This is a genomic window from Microbispora sp. NPDC046973, assembly GCF_040644495.1.
Classification (GTDB): Bacteria; Actinomycetota; Actinomycetes; order Streptosporangiales; family Streptosporangiaceae; genus Microbispora.
The window spans coordinates 124,294-141,251 of record NZ_JBEYWQ010000002.1; the positions used below are offsets into that span (position 1 = coordinate 124,294).

14 protein-coding genes and 1 tRNA gene are annotated in these 16,958 nt (G+C 69.4%); 9 read left to right on the plus strand and 6 right to left on the minus strand.

The features are described from left to right. Positions 1–48 precede the first annotated feature (48 nt). Positions 49–1,509 carry a 30S ribosomal protein S1 gene (gene rpsA, locus ABZ860_RS04650; RefSeq protein WP_357215068.1) on the minus strand — a complete coding sequence of 487 codons (1,461 nt, stop codon included), beginning with the start codon at positions 1,507–1,509 and terminating at the stop codon, positions 49–51. Positions 1,510–1,716: 207 nt separating this feature from the next. Further along, a complete protein-coding gene (locus ABZ860_RS04655) occupies positions 1,717–2,766 on the minus strand; it encodes a polysaccharide deacetylase family protein (protein ID WP_357215071.1) in 1,050 nt (349 codons plus the stop codon). A 74-nt stretch (positions 2,767–2,840) separates the two neighbouring features. Here ABZ860_RS04655 and ABZ860_RS04660 point away from each other — a divergent pair, with 74 nt between their 5' ends. Further along, entirely contained in the window at positions 2,841–3,638 is a 798-nt protein-coding gene (locus tag ABZ860_RS04660) for a DUF2127 domain-containing protein (protein ID WP_357215074.1), read from the plus strand. A gap of 163 nt (positions 3,639–3,801) precedes the next feature. Here ABZ860_RS04660 and polA read toward each other — a convergent pair whose 3' ends face one another. Further along, positions 3,802–6,483 (minus strand): DNA polymerase I, encoded by a 2,682-nt coding sequence (polA, locus tag ABZ860_RS04665; RefSeq protein WP_357215076.1) that lies wholly within the window; start codon positions 6,481–6,483, stop codon positions 3,802–3,804. Positions 6,484–6,581: 98 nt separating this feature from the next. Between polA and ABZ860_RS04670 the strand changes: the two genes are divergently transcribed. The 6 genes from ABZ860_RS04670 to ABZ860_RS04695 all read left to right on the plus strand — a co-directional run bounded on the left by ABZ860_RS04670 (position 6,582) and on the right by ABZ860_RS04695 (position 12,130). Beyond that, positions 6,582–6,962, plus strand: a complete 381-nt coding sequence (locus tag ABZ860_RS04670) for a hotdog fold thioesterase (RefSeq protein WP_357216290.1) — start codon at positions 6,582–6,584, stop codon at positions 6,960–6,962. Positions 6,963–7,414: 452 nt separating this feature from the next. After that, positions 7,415–8,701 carry a branched-chain amino acid ABC transporter permease gene (locus tag ABZ860_RS04675; protein WP_357215079.1) on the plus strand — a complete coding sequence of 429 codons (1,287 nt, stop codon included), beginning with the start codon at positions 7,415–7,417 and terminating at the stop codon, positions 8,699–8,701. Positions 8,702–8,714: 13 nt separating this feature from the next. Continuing rightward, positions 8,715–9,704 (plus strand): branched-chain amino acid ABC transporter permease, encoded by a 990-nt coding sequence (locus ABZ860_RS04680; protein WP_030510000.1) that lies wholly within the window; start codon positions 8,715–8,717, stop codon positions 9,702–9,704. Continuing rightward, entirely contained in the window at positions 9,694–10,623 is a 930-nt protein-coding gene (locus ABZ860_RS04685; protein WP_357215082.1) for an ABC transporter ATP-binding protein, read from the plus strand. The genes ABZ860_RS04680 and ABZ860_RS04685 overlap by 11 nt, the downstream gene beginning before the upstream one ends. Next, on the plus strand, positions 10,620–11,513 hold the full coding sequence (locus ABZ860_RS04690; protein ID WP_357215085.1) for an ABC transporter ATP-binding protein: 894 nt from the start codon (positions 10,620–10,622) through the stop codon (positions 11,511–11,513). Before ABZ860_RS04685 ends, ABZ860_RS04690 begins: the two co-directional genes overlap by 4 nt. Before the next feature lie 104 nt (positions 11,514–11,617). Then, a complete protein-coding gene (locus ABZ860_RS04695) occupies positions 11,618–12,130 on the plus strand; it encodes a hypothetical protein (RefSeq protein WP_357215087.1) in 513 nt (170 codons plus the stop codon). Between the two features lie 118 nt (positions 12,131–12,248). On the opposite strand, the gene ABZ860_RS04700 is transcribed toward ABZ860_RS04695, so the two are convergent. Next, entirely contained in the window at positions 12,249–13,550 is a 1,302-nt protein-coding gene (locus tag ABZ860_RS04700; RefSeq protein ID WP_357215089.1) for an ABC transporter substrate-binding protein, read from the minus strand. A 207-nt stretch (positions 13,551–13,757) separates the two neighbouring features. Beyond that, positions 13,758–14,336, minus strand: a complete 579-nt coding sequence (locus tag ABZ860_RS04705; RefSeq protein WP_182897729.1) for a response regulator — start codon at positions 14,334–14,336, stop codon at positions 13,758–13,760. 137 nt (positions 14,337–14,473) lie between these two features. Between ABZ860_RS04705 and ABZ860_RS04710 the strand changes: the two genes are divergently transcribed. Continuing rightward, a tRNA-Leu gene (locus tag ABZ860_RS04710) sits at positions 14,474–14,548 on the plus strand. A 174-nt stretch (positions 14,549–14,722) separates the two neighbouring features. Here ABZ860_RS04710 and ABZ860_RS04715 read toward each other — a convergent pair. Next, on the minus strand, positions 14,723–15,901 hold the full coding sequence (locus ABZ860_RS04715) for a helix-turn-helix domain-containing protein (protein ID WP_357215091.1): 1,179 nt from the start codon (positions 15,899–15,901) through the stop codon (positions 14,723–14,725). Positions 15,902–16,089: 188 nt separating this feature from the next. Between ABZ860_RS04715 and ABZ860_RS04720 the strand changes: the two genes are divergently transcribed. Further along, positions 16,090–16,953 (plus strand): ABC transporter ATP-binding protein, encoded by an 864-nt coding sequence (locus ABZ860_RS04720; RefSeq protein WP_357215094.1) that lies wholly within the window; start codon positions 16,090–16,092, stop codon positions 16,951–16,953. The last annotated feature ends 5 nt before the right edge of the window (positions 16,954–16,958 follow it).

A 16,958-nucleotide genomic window follows, 5' to 3' on the forward strand; every position in this document is an offset into this window, starting at 1 on the left:
GTGATGCCGTGGAGGACGGGCCGTGACCTCCGGTCAGGAGACCGGGTGTCAGCTCTGGCCGCCCGCCAGCTTCTCGCGCAGGGCGGCGAGGGCCTCGTCGGAGGCCAGGGCGCCGCCACCGGTCTGCGAGCTGGTCTCGCCGCTGTAGGACGACGGAGCGGCCTCGCTGGCCGCCGCCTCCTCCTGGCGGGCCTTCTCGATCTGCGAGCGGTGCGCCTCGAAGCGGGCCTGGGCCTCGGCGTACTGCCGCTCCCACTCCTCGCGCTGCTTGTCGAAGCCCTCGAGCCACTCGCCGGTCTCGGCGTCGAAGCCCTCGGGGTAGATGTAGTTGCCCTGGTCGTCGTAGGTCGCCGCCATGCCGTACAGCGTGGGGTCGAACTCGACCTCGGCGCCGACGCCCTCGTTGGCCTGCTTGAGGGACAGCGAGATGCGGCGGCGGTCCAGGTCGATGTCGATGATCTTCACGAAGATCTCGTCGCCGACCTGCACGACCTGCTCCGGGATCTCCACGTGGCGCTCGGCCAGCTCGGAGATGTGGACCAGGCCCTCGATGCCCTCCTCGACCCGGACGAAGGCACCGAACGGCACCAGCTTGGTGACGCGGCCGGGCACGACCTGACCGATCTGGTGGGTCCGGGCGAACTGCTGCCAGGGGTCCTCCTGCGTCGCCTTGAGCGACAGCGAGACCCGCTCGCGCTCCATGTCGACGTCGAGAACCTCGACCGTGACCTCCTGGCCCACCTCGACGACCTCGGACGGGTGGTCGATGTGCTTCCAGGACAGCTCGGACACGTGCACCAGGCCGTCGACGCCGCCGAGGTCCACGAACGCACCGAAGTTGACGATCGAGGACACGACGCCCTTGCGGACCTGGCCCTTCTGGAGGGTGTTGAGGAACGTCTGGCGAACCTCGGACTGCGTCTGCTCCAGCCAGGCACGGCGGGACAGGACCACGTTGTTGCGGTTCTTGTCCAGCTCTATGATCTTGGCCTCGAGCTCGCGCCCGACGTAGGGCTGCAGGTCGCGGACGCGGCGCATCTCCACCAGGGAGGCGGGGAGGAAGCCGCGCAGGCCGATGTCGAGGATCAGGCCACCCTTGACGACCTCGATGACCGTGCCGGTGACGATGCCGTCCTCGTCCTTGATCTTCTCGATCGTGCCCCAGGCGCGCTCGTACTGGGCGCGCTTCTTGGACAGGATGAGGCGGCCTTCCTTGTCCTCCTTCTGGAGAACCAGGGCCTCGACGTGCTCTCCGACCTCGACGACCTCGGCCGGGTCGACATCGTGCTTGATCGAGAGCTCGCGCGACGGGATAACGCCCTCGGTCTTGTAGCCAATGTCGAGCAAGACCTCGTCTCGATCGACCTTGACAACGGTGCCTTCAACGATGTCTCCGTCGTTGAAGTACTTGATGGTCTCGTCGATCGCGGCGAGGAAGGCCTCCTCGGAACCGATGTCGTTGACCGCTACCTGCGGGGTGCTCGAGGTGGCCTCAGTGCTGCTCGTCATGTGTGGAATTGCTCCGAACCGGACAGATGTCGTTGTGACAGAAGCGCGGCGGGCCGTTTTTCGTTCACCGGATGATGCTGCTTCCTGGTAGCCACCAGATGACCGAGCGCGAGCCCGCTCCGTCCGTGACGCGCGCGAGCCCACAGCGCAGCGATCAGCATATGAGACGGAGCGAGCTGGGTCAATCCGAGGCAACCAGACGGACGCCTAGTACGCGATCACCGACTTCGCCCGGGCCGGTGAGAGCGTTCCCCGGAGTTTACGCGGCACCGACACTCGGGCCGGATCGCCATCCGACGTATAACGCTCTCCTGGGTGTTTGTCGAGCCAATCGAGCCAGTAGGTCGTGCACCAGCGCCGGCAGTCGCCGTGTTTTCCGTTGGACTGGATCCTCGGGATCGCGTATCGCGGGAAACTTTTCGCGTAGGGCGAAACCGTGGGCTGCGCCCCGGCCAGGAAGACGGCGTCGAAGTGGTAGCGGGTGCCGTCCCACGTGCCGTCGTGCGCCCTGCTCAGCTTCCTCGGCCGCGACCCGTACGGCAGCGCGAAGGTCGTCGAGGCCGGCACGCCGATCTTCTTCAGCAGCCGCTCCTGCCGGACGATCTGCTCGCCGACCCGCTTGTTGGAGAGCCGGTGGAGATCGGGATGAGAGTAGGTGTGGTTGGCCACCTCGAAGCCGTGGTCGAGCAGCCACTTCACCGCCTGTCTCTGCCGCTCCCGGTCGCGCAGGCCGAAGGGGTCGCGGTTGACCCAGAAGGTGGCGGTGGGCCGGAAGTTCGGGTACTTCGCCGCGACCTCGTAGATGATGCCGACGGCCGTGTCGTTCCTCGGCATGCCGTTGCCGTCCATGGCGAAGTGGCTGGGGTGGCCGTCGTCGAAGGTCAGGACGACGGGATGGGTCCCGGCCGGGATGTCGATCTTCCTGGCCACCAGTTCGCCCGCGGTGATCGGCACGTAGCCGTCCTTGGCCAGGCGCTCCAGTTCCTTGCGCAACTGGGCGGGGGTGCGGTCGATGGACGCCAGCCGCTTGGGCAGGATCCGGTGATACATGATCACGGGCACCAGGCCCGCCTCGTTCGCCTTGGCCTTCCTGGCCGACTCGGCGGTGGCCTTCTGCGGGGCCGCGCTGGGCTTGGCCGACGGCGGCCCCGGCTGCGCCGCCCGCACCTGTGACCGTTCCTCGCCCGTGGACCGGGGCAGCAGCACGAGCGCGACAAGACCGATCACGACAACGACGACATTGGCGACTGCAGTCATTCGGGCAAGATTGCGCACAGTCATTTGACCTTACTGCCCGGCGTGTCCGCATTCACATGTGTTGCAATTTTCCTGTGGACTGGAGCCTGCGCGCCTGCGGACGGCACGGGCACGTCACCTACGCCCCGGACGAGGAGGCGCTGCGGAGCCGCCTGCGCGCCGAGACCGCCCTGGGCGAGGCCTGGCGCTGCCTGCGCTGCGGCGACTTCACTTTGGGCCCTCCGCGCGGGGCTGGACCGGCCGGCGACGCGCCCGTCGTGCTGCGGGGGCGGGCCCTGCGGGACGCCGCCGTGCTCCGGCTGATCGCCGTCTTCCGCTGGGCCAAGGCCGTGCTCGTGATCGCGGGAGCGTACGGCGTGTGGCGGTTCCGGGCCCACCACGACGCCGTACGGCGGGCGTTCGACCAGGACCTCCCGCTGGTCAGGCCGCTGGCCCACAAGCTCGGGTGGAACCTCGACCAGTCGGGCGTGGTGCACACGCTGCGGACCGCGCTGGGCGCCCGGACGACGACCCTCACCTGGGTCTTCCTCGCCCTGCTCGCCCTCGCGGCCCTGCTGCTGACCGAGGGGGTCGGCCTGTGGCTGCTGAGGCGATGGGGCGAGTACTTCTCGGTGATCGTCACCTCGGCGTTCATCCCGGTGGAGATCTACGAGATCGCCGAGAAGGTGAGCCCGTTCCGGATCGTGATCCTCCTGATCAACATCGCGGCCGTGCTGTACATCGCGTTGAGCAAACGCCTGTTCGGACTGCGCGGCGGGCGGGCGGCGTACGAGGCGGAGCGGCACGAGGCGAGCCTGCTGGAGATCGAACAGGCGGGCCTGGCCCTGGCCGGGCGGGACCACAGGCCCACCCGCCCGACCGGCCGCCCCTGACCCGTCGCCCGCCGCACCGGGAAGCCGCACCGGGAAGCCGGTCCAGGGAATTGGCCCAGGGAGTCGGCGCGGTTCGGCGAGCCCGGCCCGGTTCAGCGACCCGGTTTCGGCGGCCCGGTTTTAGCGACCCGCCCGCCGATCCCCGGCACGGACCGTGGTTTGGTCAGTGGCCGGCGTCCTCCCACGTGGTCCCGACGCCCACGCTGACCTCCAGCGGCACGCTCAGGTCGTAGGCCTGGCACATCTGCGTGCGCACGACCTCGGTCAGCTCCTCCAGCTCGCCCGGCGCGACCTCGAACACCAGCTCGTCGTGGACCTGGAGCAGCATGCGGGAGCGCATGCCCTCGATCGCCTTCTGCACGTTCAGCATGGCGACCTTGATGATGTCGGCGGCCGAGCCCTGGATGGGCGCGTTGAGCGCCATCCGCTCGGCCATCTCCCGGCGCTGCCGGTTGTCGCTGGTGAGGTCGGGCAGGTAGCGGCGGCGGCCGAGGATGGTCTCGGTGTAGCCGTCCTTGCGGGCCTGGGCGACGATCGACTCCAGGTAGTCGCGGACGCCGCCGAACTCCTCGAAGTACTCCTCCTTGAGCGCCCTGGCCTCCGCGACGGGGATGTTGAGCTGCCCCGACAGGCCGAAGTCGGACAGGCCGTAGGCCAGGCCGTAGTTCATGGCCTTGATCCGGGCGCGCAGGTCGGCGTCCACCTGCTCCGGGGGCAGATCGAAGACGCGGGACGCGGTGGCCTGGTGGAAGTCGTGGCCCGACTCGAAGGCCGCGATCAGCGACTCGTCCCGGGACAGGTGGGCCATGATCCGCAGCTCGATCTGGCTGTAGTCGGCCGTCAGCAGCGTGTCGTAGCCCTCCCCCACCACGAAGCCCTTGCGGATGCGCCGGCCCTCGACCGTGCGGATCGGGATGTTCTGCAGGTTGGGCTTCTCGCTCGACAGCCGCCCGGTGGCCGCCACGATCTGGTTGAACGTGGTGTGGATCCGCCCGTCGTCGGCGATCTCCTTGATCAGGCCCTCGACCGTGGTGCGCAGCTTGGTCTGGTCGCGGTGGCGCAGCAGGATCACCGGCAGTTCGTTGTCGGTCTGCTGGGCCAGCCAGGCGAGCGCGTCGGCGTCGGTCGTGTAGCCCGTCTTGATCTTCTTGGTCTTGGGCAGGCCGAGCTTGCCGAACAGGATCTCCTGCAACTGCTTGGGCGAGCCGAGGTTGAACTGCTCCCCCACCGCCTCGTGGGCAGCCTCGACCGCCTGCTTGACGGCCGCGCCGAACTCGGCCTCCAGCGCCGCGAAATACTGCCGGTCGGCGGCGATGCCGGCCCGCTCCAGCTCGGCCAGCACCCGCACCAGCGGGAGCTCGACCTCGGTCACCAGCCGGGTGCCCCCGCGCTTGGACAGGTGGGCCTCCAGCGCGTCGGCCAGGTCGCGCACGGCCTGGGCCCGCAGCGCGAGGTCCCGGGCCACGCCCTCGTCGGCGTCCTCGAACAGGGAGGTCTGCCCGCCGGGCGCGGACTCCGCCCGCAGCTCGCGGTGGAGGTAGCGCAGGACCAGGTCGTCGAGCGGGAACGACCGCTGCCCCGGCATCGCGAGATACGCGGCGAGCGCCGTGTCGCAGGTGAGGCCGCGCAGGTCGTGCCCGTGGGCCCACAGCGCGAGCAGCGGCCCCTTGGCGTCGTGCACGGCCTTCGGCCTGTCGTCGTCGGCCAGCCACGCGTGCAGCGCCGCCTCGTCCTCCTGGGTGAGGCGCGTGGGGTCGAGGTAGGCGGCGCCGCCCGGCGAGGCGATCGCCAGGCCTTCGAACCGCCCGGTGCCGCTGCCGTACGCGCCTTGGAAGGCCAGCCCGGCGCGGTCCCCGGGGAGTGCGGCCAGCCAGCCGGCCACCTGGCCCGGCTCGAGCACGGTCACCTCGAGCTCGAAGCCCTCGCCCGCCTCCGGTTCCGTGGTGCCGAGGGTCTTGAACAGGCGCTCGCGCAGCTCGCCGCGGATCTGCAGCGCGTCGAGGAGCTTGTTGACCTCCTCGCGGTCCCACAGGCCCATCGTCAGCGCGGACACCTCGGCGTCGACCGGGGCGTCGCGCTTCAGCTCGGTCAGCATCCGGTTGTGGATCACCTGGCCGAGGTGCTCGCGAAGCTTGTCGCCGACCTTGCCCTTCACCTCGTCGGCCCGCCGGACCAGTTCGTCGAGCGAGCCGTACTCGGAAATCCACTTGGTGGCGGTCTTCTCCCCCACGCTCGGGATGCTCGGCAGGTTGTCGCTCGGGTCGCCGCGCAGGGCCGCGAAGTCCGGGTACTGCGCCGGGGTGAGACCGTACTTCTCCATGACGGCCTCGGGGGTGAAGCGGGTCATGTCGCTGATGCCCCGCCTGGTCATCAGCACCGTGACCTTGTCGTCCACGAGCTGGAGCGCGTCGCGGTCGCCGGTCACGATGAGCACGTTCATGCCTTCGCCCGAGGCCCGTGTCGCGAGCGTCGCGATCAGGTCGTCCGCCTCGAAGCCGGCCACGGACATGCGGGGGATCCGCAGCGCGTCGAGCAGCTCGAAGATGAGCTGCATCTGACCGCGGAAGTCCTCGGGGGTCTCCGCCCTGTTGGCCTTGTAGCCGTCGTACGCCTCGTGCCTGAAGGTCGGCTCGCTCCGGTCGAAACACACCGCGACGTGGCTCGGCTGCTCGTCGCGCAGGATGTTGGCCAGCATCGAGGTGAAGCCGTACACCGCCTCGGTGTGCTGACCGTCGGTGGTCATGAGGTTCGCGTCCTTCAACGCGTAGAACGCGCGATAAGCAAGAGAATGCCCGTCCAGAAGCAGCAGACACGGACGGGTGGGGGTCGCTTCACTCTTCGGCACAACCGCAGCCTAGTCTCCCTGTACGACAGAAAACCCGTGCTCTTCCCACAGGAGGCGTCCCCTTGACCTTGACGAATCCCGAGGAGTTCGTGGCGTCGATGAACGCGCCCGGGGACCACCTGCACCAGCGGATGGGCCTCGAGATCCTGGAGGCCAGCGCCGAGCGGGTGGTCGGCCGCATGCCCGTCAAGGGCAACACGCAGCCGCACGGGCTTCTGCACGGCGGCGCGTCCTGCGTGCTGGCCGAGACCCTCGGCTCGACCGGCGCCGCCCTGCACGCCGGCGCGGGCAGGATCGCCGTCGGCATCGAGATCAACGCCACCCACCACCGCTCCGCCACCTCCGGGCACGTCACCGCCGTCGCGACGCGCGTGCACGGCGGGCGGACGCTCGCGACGTACGTCATCGAGATCACCGACGACGAGGGCCGGGCGGTCTGCACGGCCCGCCTGACCTGCATGCTCAGGGACGCCCACTGAGGCACGGAGCCTCGCGCCCCCTGCTCGCCCGCGAGCCGGCCGGGCAAGCACCACGAAACCCCCTTACGACGCATTGGACCTGATAACGGAACGGCTTGCGACTCTCTTTGCACGGGAGTCGCTCCGGTCGCTACCGTTGTGGCTCCAGAGCCCGTGGGAAGACCGAGTAGACAACGTGCGGAGCCGGGGAAGCTGTGTACGGTCCCAAAGGTCCTCCCACGGGCTCATGCTCTTCTACAGCACCGACCCTCGGGTTGACTCCTTACATGCCCTGACCTGCGAACCCTTTCTCACGTCAGTGACACACCATGGTCACCAATTGGTGACGAACGACCCCGAAACGGGCGTCTCAGGCTTATGCTCCGGCCACAACATCGCAGCAACCTGGCCGATGTTGCGCGTCCGCAGTGGGGGGCACGACCCCGCCATGACCTGAAACAGAGGGAGCACCATTGCGCAGAGCCGTGATCGCGTTCACGGCCTTCCTGGGTGGACTCGTCTTTCTGCTCTCCTCCCCCGCCTGGGCGGACGGGGAGGCGTTGAAGGGCACACTCCAAAACCAAGGCCAGCCGGTGAACGGCGTGAAGATCAGCGTGGCGGGCGAAGACGGCAAACCCGTCGGCGACGCCACCACAGGTGCGGACGGCAAGTGGGAGGTGCCGGTCCCCAAGGCGGGCAGATACAAGGTCACCCTTGACCAGGCGACGCTCCCCAAGGGAATCGGGCTGAAGTTCCAGAACCGGGCCACTCTGGACGTGCAGGTCTACGAGGGCAGCGAACGCAACGTCCTGTTCGCCCTCGCCCCCGCAGGCCAGAAGGGCGCAGGCGCGGCGCAGTCCTCGTCGGACTCCTCCTCCTTCTGGGACCGGGTCGCCCAGCTCACCTTCGAGGGCTTCAACCTCGGGCTCATCATCGCCCTCGCGGCCATGGGCCTGTCCCTGGTGTTCGGCACCACCGGGCTCACCAACTTCGCCCACGGCGAGTTGCTCACCTTCGGCGCGATGTGCGCCTACTTCTTCAACGTGGTCGTGGGAATACCGCTCGTCTGGGCCGCGGTGATCTCGGTCGTGATCGGCGGGGTCTTCGGGTACACACAAGACCGGTTCTTCTGGGGGGTCCTGCGCAAGCGGGGCAGCAGCCTGGTCGCCATGATGATCATCTCGATCGGCCTGGCCCTGTTCCTCCGCTACGTCTTCCTGTTCTTCTTCGGCGGCGAGGGCGCGCCGTACGCGGACTACAACGCCCAGCCCGGCATCCAGGTGGGCCCGATCTCCGCCGCGCCGAAGAACTTCATCGCGATGGGCATCGAGCTCGCCGTCCTCGTGATCGTCGGAGTCGCGCTGCTCAAGACCCGCATCGGCAAGGCGGCCAGGGCCGTCGCGGACAACCCCGCGCTGGCGGCCTCCTCCGGCATCAACGTCGACGGCGTCATCCGGATCATCTGGACCGTCGGCGGCGCCGTCGCCTCGCTCGCGGGCGTCATGCTCGGCCTGTCGCAGAACGTCAGCTACCAGATGGGCTTCCAGATCCTGCTGCTCGTCTTCGCGGGGGTCACCCTCGGCGGTCTCGGCACCGCCTTCGGCGCCCTGGTGGGCTCCATCGTCGTCGGCCTGTTCATCCAGCTGTCCACCGTCGTGGTGCCGACCGAGCTGAAGACCGTCGGCGCGCTGCTGGTGCTCATCCTCGTCATGCTCTTCCGGCCGCAGGGCATTCTCGGCCGGCGCGAGCGCATCGGCTGATCGGAGACCACACGTGGACTGGAACACCATTTTCGTCACCACGGTCAAGGCCTCGATCGGCCTGGAGACCGTCGTCTACGCGCTCGCCGCGATCGGCGTCAACATCCAGTTCGGCTACGCCGGGCTGCTCAACTTCGGCCAGGCGGCCTTCCTCGGCGTCGCCGCGTACGGCATGGCCGTCACCGTGGCCACCTTCCACCTGCCGTTCTGGCTCGGCATCCTGATCGGCCTGGCCGCCACCATCGTGCTGGCCTTCCTGCTCGGCATCCCCACCCTGCGGCTGCGCGCCGACTATCTCGCCATCGTCACCATCGCGGCGGCCGAGATCGTCCGGCTCATCTTCAGGTCGGTCAAGTTCAGCAGCGTCTTCGGCGGCTCGGACGGCCGGCAGAACTTCTCCGGCGACTTCTTCGCGATGAACCCCTACTCCCCCGGCACGTACGGCATCGGCCCGATCAGCTTCAACGAGCGGGTGACGTGGGTGCTGACCGTCGGCTGGGTGCTCATCGCGATCGCCTGCGGGCTGGTCTACCTGCTGATGAAGAGCCCATGGGGCCGCGTGCTCAAGGCCATCCGCGAGGACGAGGACGCCGTGCGCAGCCTCGGCAAGAACGTCTTCTCCTACAAGATGCAGGCGCTCGTGCTCGGCGGCGTGGTCGGCTGCCTCGGCGGCTTCCTGTTCGCGCTCGGCCAGGCCTCGGTGCAGCCCGACCTGTTCAGCACCGAGTTCACCTTCTACGCGTACACGATCGTGATCCTCGGCGGCGCGGCCCGCGTCTTCAGCCCCGTCGTCGGCGCCGCGATCTTCTGGGTGCTGCTGGTCTTCGTCGGGAACACGCTCAGCGAGGCCGTGAGCGCCGGGCTGCTTCCCTCGTTGTTCACCGTGAACAACATCGGCGCGGTCCGCTTCATGCTGGTCGGTCTCGGCCTGATGCTCCTGCTCATCTTCCGGCCTCAGGGCATCTTCGGTGACAAGAGGGAGATCGCTCTCGATGCACGCTGACACCACCCAGAGCAGGAAGGCGGCGGCGCTGGCCGCCTTCGCGGGACTCGAGCACGAGCCCGGCGTGCCCAAGCCCGACCCCATCCTCGTCGTCGACAAGGTCGTACGCCGTTTCGGCGGCCTCACCGCCGTCGACGTCGACCACGTGGAGATCCAGCGCGGGTCGATCACCGCGCTCATCGGCCCGAACGGCGCCGGCAAGACCACGTTCTTCAACCAGCTCACCGGCTTCGACAGCGCCGACGAGGGGTCCTGGACCTTCAACGGCAAGCAGCTCAAGGGCGTGCCCGCCCACCGGGTGGCCCGCGCGGGCATGGTCCGCACGTTCCAGCTCACCAAGGCCCTGTCGAAGCTCACCGTGATGGAGAACATGCGGCTCGGCGCGCAGAACCAGCGCGGCGAGAACTTCTTCCGCGCCCTGATCCCGGGCAGCTGGCGCCGCCAGGAGGACGAGATCACCGAGCGCGCCGAGGAGCTCCTCGAGCGCTTCAAGCTCGACGCCAAGCGCGACGACTTCGCCGGCTCGCTGTCCGGCGGCCAGCGCAAGCTGCTGGAGATGGCGCGGGCCCTGATGGTCGGCCCCGAGCTGGTCATGCTGGACGAGCCCATGGCGGGGGTGAACCCGGCCCTGACCCAGTCGCTCCTCGGGCACGTGAAGGACCTGCGCGAGGAGGGCATGACCGTGCTCTTCGTGGAGCACGACATGGACATGGTCCGCGACATCAGCGACTGGGTGATCGTGATGGCCCAGGGCGCCGTGATCGCGGAGGGTCCGCCGGACACCATCATGTCGGACCCGCGCGTGATCGACGCCTATCTGGGCGCCCACCACGACGCGCCGATGTCGGCCGAGGAGTTCGAGGAGCAGCTGCAGGAGGCCGAGGCCGAGCTGGAGTCCGAGATCGAGGAGAAGGCATGACCGCCCCCACGCCGGAAAACCACGCAGAGCCGGACCGCGCCCCGACGGCGGACGACGCCGCCGAGCGGGACCACACCGGCACGCCGGTCGCGGCGGCGGACGAGGACGGCGCCGAAGCCGTCTCGCAGGCGGCCGTCGTCGACCGTTCCGACCACCTCGCCGGAGCCGAGAACGCGCTGCTGCGGGCCGACGAGCTGTATGCCGGCTACATCCCCGGCGTCAACATCCTCAACGGCGCCGACCTGTACGTGAAGAAGGGCGAGCTGATCGGCATCATCGGCCCGAACGGCGCCGGCAAGTCGACCCTGCTCAAGACCCTGTTCGGGCTCGTGCCGGTGCGCACCGGCTCGGTCACTCTGAACGGCGAGGACATCACCAACCTCAAGGCGCACTCCCTGGTGGCCCGCGGGGTCGGCTACGTCCCGCAGACGAACAACGTCTTCCCCAGCCTCACCATCGAGGAGAACCTGGAGATGGGCGCCTTCCAGGTGCCCGGCAAGTTCAAGGAGCGGTTCGAGTTCGTCTGCGAGATCTTCCCCGCCCTCCGGGAGCGCCGCAAGCAGCGCGCCGGCTCGCTGTCCGGCGGTGAGCGGCAGATGGTCGCCATGGGCCGGGCGCTCATGACCGAGCCGTCGGTCCTGCTCCTGGACGAGCCGTCCGCGGGCCTGTCGCCCAAGCTGCAGGACCTGGTCTTCATCCAGGCCCAGCAGATCAACAAGGCCGGCGTCACCGTGATCATGGTGGAGCAGAACGCGCGCCGCTGCCTGCAGATCTGCCACCGGGGCTACGTGCTCGACCAGGGCCGCAACGCCTACATGGCCAGCGGTCGCGACCTGATCAACGACCCGAAGGTCATCCAGCTCTACCTGGGCACGCTCGCCCGGGCCTGAGCGTTCTCACGAGGGCCCCGGCGGATCCTCCGCCGGGGCCCTCGTCGTATTGCTGTGACCGTATTTCCACCTGATCGGCAACCACCCGGGCGACAATGACCGGTATGACCCGAACCCCCCTCCGCACGGCACTGGTCGTCTCGGCGCTCGCGGTGGGCCTGTCCGCCTGCCAGTCCCCGTCCCCGGAGCCCGCGAACCCGGCGGGCGGCGTGTCGTCCGCAGTGTCGTCCACTGTGTCGTCCACTGTGTCCTCGATGGGCGCCGCGTCCGGGAAGACCGGCGGCGCGGTCTACGTCACCGGCGCGAAGGCCGGAGACGACCCCTGCGCCCGCGTGGTGTCCGCCATCGGCTACCTGGGGCTGTCGCTGCTGCCGCCGGGGCAGGAGAAGGCCCAGCACTGGGACGGGGACGTACGCGGCCGTTTCGGCTATCTGCGCGGCACGCTCGAGATGTACGGACCCCGCCTGCCGGCCTCGGCCTCGGCCGCCGTCACGACCATCGACGGCCTCGCCGAGACCCTGTCCCGGGCCGACACGGCCGGTTCGCTGCGCCCGGACCTGCTGCGCCGCTATCGCAAGGCGTCCGCCGCCGTCCTCTCCGCCTGCGGCCGCACCTGAGCCGCGCGGCGCACCGGCGGAAAGCCCGCGGCGCGCGGCGGACAGCCCGGGGCGTACGGAAGGCCCGAAGACGCGGAAAGGGCCCGCTCCATCGGAGCGGGCCCCTCGTGCGCCGCGATCAGCCGGCGATCTTGCCGGTGTTGAAGGCGATGTTCTTGTTGGTGTTGTCGGCGCCGTACTGGTAGATGCCGATGGTCGCCTCGGCCGGGTCACCGGCCTCGTTGAACTCGACCGGGCCGGACGCGCCGTCGTAGTCGATGTCCTTGCCCGCCGACAGCAGGTCGTTGCAGGACTTGAAGTCCTTGCACTTCTCCCCGCCCGTGGAGACCTCCTGCAGCTTGGCCGCGATGTCCTTGGGCGCGTCGCTCTTGGCGGCGACCGCCGCGAGCGCGGTCAGGATGGTCGCGTCGTACGACTCGGGGCCGTAGTTGAAGTCCTTGAGGTTCGGGTCGATCGTCTTCAGCTTCTCCTTGAAGTCGTCGGAGACCTGGGCGCCCGGCTGGGTGCCCTTGGCGCCGTCGAGCGTTCCCTTGGGGAAGCCGTCCTTGCCCGTGCCGTAGTTGGACAGGTTGCCGTCGACGAAGTAGTACTTCACCTTCTTGGCGGTCAGGCCCTGCTTGACGAGCTCAGGAATGATCTTCTTGGTCTCGTCGAAGCCGATCAGCGCGACGGCCTTCGGGTTGGCTTCCTTGATCTTGGCGACGTCCGCCGAGTAGTCGGCCGCCTTCGGGTCGTAGACGACCTTCTCCACGACCTGGCCGCCGCCGCCCTCGACCGCCTTCTGCACGTTCTCCGCGAGGCCGGTGCCGTACGCGTCCTGGAGGGCCAGGATGCCGACCGTGTCGTTGCCGTCGGCGAGGATGAGGTCACCGAGGACACGGCCCTGCAGCACGTCCGGCGGAGCCGTACGGAAGTACAGGCCCTTGTCGTTGTACGTGGTGAACTGGTCGGAGGTGTTCGCCGGCGAGATCTGGACAACGCCCGCACCAGTGATCTTGTCGATGACCGACAGCGACACCGAGGACGAGGCGGCACCGATGACCACGTCGGCCTTCTGCTGCAGCAACTTGTCGACAGACTGGGACGCAATGTTGGTGGAGGTGTCACCCGAGTCCGTGTCGACCTCGGTCACCGGCTTGCCGAGGACACCGCCGGCGTCGTTGATCTCCTTGACCGCCAGCCCGACACCCGCGAACTCCGGCGGGCCGAGGAAGGCCAGCGAACCGGTCTGCGGCAGCAGCGTACCGATGGTGAGAACGCCATCGCCCTGGGCGGTGGCGGCAGCGGGCGCGGAGGACTGGGCCGCCGGTGCCGAGGAAGCCGGCGCGGCGCTGTCCTCACCACCGCCACAGGCCGTCAGCGCGAGGCTGGCGGCCGCGGCGACGGCCAGCGCCCGCCCGAGGGGGGCAATGCGGATCATGAAGCATCTCCTTCATCCAGGCCCGGGAATCGTCAGCGCAGCCGACTGGTCCCGATCGAATGGCTGAAAGGTACATAGGCCAGGCGCGGCCCGACCAGGGATGCATCAGAACTGTCCGCACTTGGATGCGGAGTCGTAATAACTCCTCAACTTAGCGGGACGGCCCCTGACCAGGAGTCTTCTCCTCCGCGATCAGCAGAGCGGCGTTCAGGCGGGCGGCTGGGTCTCACCGCCGTTCTCGTTCACCACGATCTGGGCCACCTGGCGCATGCTCATGCGCCGGTCCATGGACGCCTTCTGGATCCACCGGAAGGCCTGCGGCTCCGTCCACCCGTGCTGGGCCATGAGCAGGCCCTTCGCGCGCTCCACGAGCTTCCTGGTCTCCAGCCGCTCCGAGAGCGTGGAGACCTCCTTCTCCAGCGCGGCGATCTCCTCGTGCCTGCTGACCGCCATCTCGATGGCCGGAACCAGGTCGCCCTTGGTGAACGGCTTGACCAGGTAGGCCATCGCACCCGCGTCCCTGGCCCGCTCGACCAGGTCGCGCTGCGAGAACGCGGTGAGGATGAGGCACGGTGCGATGCGTTCGGAGACGATGCGCTCCGCCGCTGAGATCCCGTCGAGCACGGGCATCTTGACGTCCAGGATCACCAGGTCGGGTCGGAGCTCCATGGCGAGCTTGACCGCCGTCTCGCCGTCGCCGGCCTCGCCGACCACGGCGTAACCGTCCTCTTCGAGCATCTCCTTCAGGTCGAGGCGAATCAGCGCCTCGTCTTCCGCGATCACCACTCGCCGCTGCGTACTCACGCACAAGAGGTTACCGACGTCCGCTACATTAGAACCACGCCAGGGGCCTCGTGGATGATCACCCGTTTGGTAGGCTTCTGCGCGACGGGTTCGGACAAGTTACATAAGTCCGAATTGAAGCCCCGGTACCCCAATTGGCATGAGGGAGCGGATTCAAAACCCGTACAGTGTGGGTTCGAGTCCCACCCGGGGCACTTTCACTCCTCGCGGTCATCCGAGAACTGTCGGCGGCGACAGCGACGATCGGGAACGTGTACGTTTCCCGGCCCGCCGCCGGGTCTTCCATCTCCTCGCTCCGCTCCCCCGGCGGCTCAGACGAGCCTGTGCCTCGACATGTCACAAGACCCCGAGTACGGAGCCGCGTGCTTTCAGGTGCCGGGGAGGAGGCGGACGGCGTCGAGGGCGAGGGAGAGCTCGACGACGTCCAGGGGGCGGGCCAGCGACCTGCCGGTGAGCTGCTCGATGCGGCGCACCCGGTTGAAGACGGTGTTGCGGTGGCAGTAGAGCTCCGCCGCCGCGCGTGCGGCCGACCCCTCGCAGCGCAGCCACGCCTCCAGCGTCGCGAGCAGCACGCCACCGTCGGGTGAGGCGGTGATCGGGCCGAGGACGCCGCCCGCGAGGTGCCCGGCCAGCTCCGGCTGGCAGACCACCAGGGCGGCGGGCAGCCGCCGGTCGAGCCGCGCGATCTCCGGCGCGGTCCCCGAGCATGTGCGCATGGCCACCTCCGCGAGGCGGCGGGCCGTGCCGAGGTCGGCGAGGCTCTCCACCACCGGGCTGACGCCGGCGCTCGCGCAGACGACCGGGGTGATCGCGGCCACCAGATCGTCCAGCTCCCGGTCACCGAGGTGCACCACCGCCATCTCCAGGTCCGGGCGCATGCGCCACAGGAAGCGCAGCCCGCCGATCTCGTCGGGGCGGTGCACGCGGTCCGGCTGCGCGGGCAGCCGCGTTGTGACGACCGCATAGCGGCCGTGCTCCGGCAGGCCGAGGGCGTCGGCGGCCACGCCGGCCACGGCCGGGTCGGCGCGGCCCTCCAGGAGGGCGTCGAGCATGGCGTTGACGCGCTGGTTGGTCCGGCCGAGCAGCTCGTTCTCCCGGCGGCGGTAGGCGTCGGCCGCCGCCACGGCCTGGCGGTCGATGGCGTGCCACACGTGGGTGGCGCTGCGCAGCAGGGCGGGCAGCCGTTCCTGGCCCTGGTCGCCGATGATGTCGATGACGCCGTTCCAGGTGACCTGCGCCGCCAGGCGGTAGCTGCGCATGAGAGAGTCAAGCGGGAGCCCGAACTCGGCCCGCCTGCGCCCGACCGTCTGGGCGTACGCGACGTCGCGCCGCTCGTGCCGGGGCTGCAGGATCGCGGTGATGCCGATGCGCAGCCCTTCGTGGGTGCTCTTCCAGTGGTCCTCGTAGGGGACCGTCATGCGGTAGGCCTCGTCGCTGTCCCTGCCGCGCTTCACCAGCTCGTCGGCGAGCTCGGGGAGCCGTTCCAGCAGGCCTGCGGCGGAGGTCCGCAGCAGTTCCCGGACCTCGGCGTCCGTCCTGGACCTCATGCCCCCGAATGTGCCAGCCGGCAGCGTCCGGAACAAGGTTCGGTTTTCGTTTCGTGATGCGGGATTGTGCTGGAGCACAGGGCACGACCGGCGGGCATGGGCTGGGGTCCCGACTTGACTCCCGGCGCTGGACGGCCCTCGACCCCGATGGGTTGGGTGTGCCTTCATCGAAGGCACAGGAGGCGCGGATGTCTGGTGAGGCGGATCCGGGGACCGGCCCGCAGATCGCAGACCCGGAGATCGGGGGTCTCGAGATCAGGGACCTTGAGGTGCGGTACGGCCCTGTGTGCGCCCTGCGGGGCGTCCACCTGGCCGTGCCCCGGGGTGCGGTGGCCGCGGTGCTCGGCGCGAACGGCGCGGGCAAGACGACGCTGCTGCGGGCGGTGTCGGGGACGCTGCGGTTCCACCGGGGCGCGATCACGTCGGGGACGGTCGCCTTCGGCGGATCCCGCCTCGACGGGGTGCCGGCCGCGGCCGTCGTACGGCGCGGCGTGGTCCAGGTGCCCGAGGGGCGGCGGGTGTTCGCCCGGATGACGGTGGCGGAGAACCTGCGCGCCGGAGCGCTGGGCGTGCCGGGCAGGCGCGCGGCGGCGGCCCGTGCGCGGGTGCTCGAGCTCTTCCCGGTGCTGGCCGAGCGGGCCCATCAGCGGGCGGGCCTGCTGTCGGGCGGTGAGCAGCAGATGCTGGCGATCGGCCGGGCGCTCATGGCCGGGCCCTCGCTGCTGCTGCTGGACGAGCCCACGCTCGGGCTCGCGCCGCTGATGGCGGCCCGGATCGCCGACACCGTGCGGCAGATCAACGCCCAGGGGACGTCGGTGCTGCTCGTGGAGCAGAACGCGGCCATGGCGCTCGCGCTGGCCGAGCGGGCGTACGTGCTGGAGGTGGGCGAGGTGGCGCTGTCGGGACCCGCGGCGGACCTCGCGGCCAGCGACGAGGTGCGCCGCCGTTATCTCGGCGTCGGCGCGCCCGAGACAGACCGACCGGTCGGTACCGAACCCGGCCACGGCCGTGGAAGGCACGAGAGGACCAGGCTGACGAGATGGACGGCATGACCCAC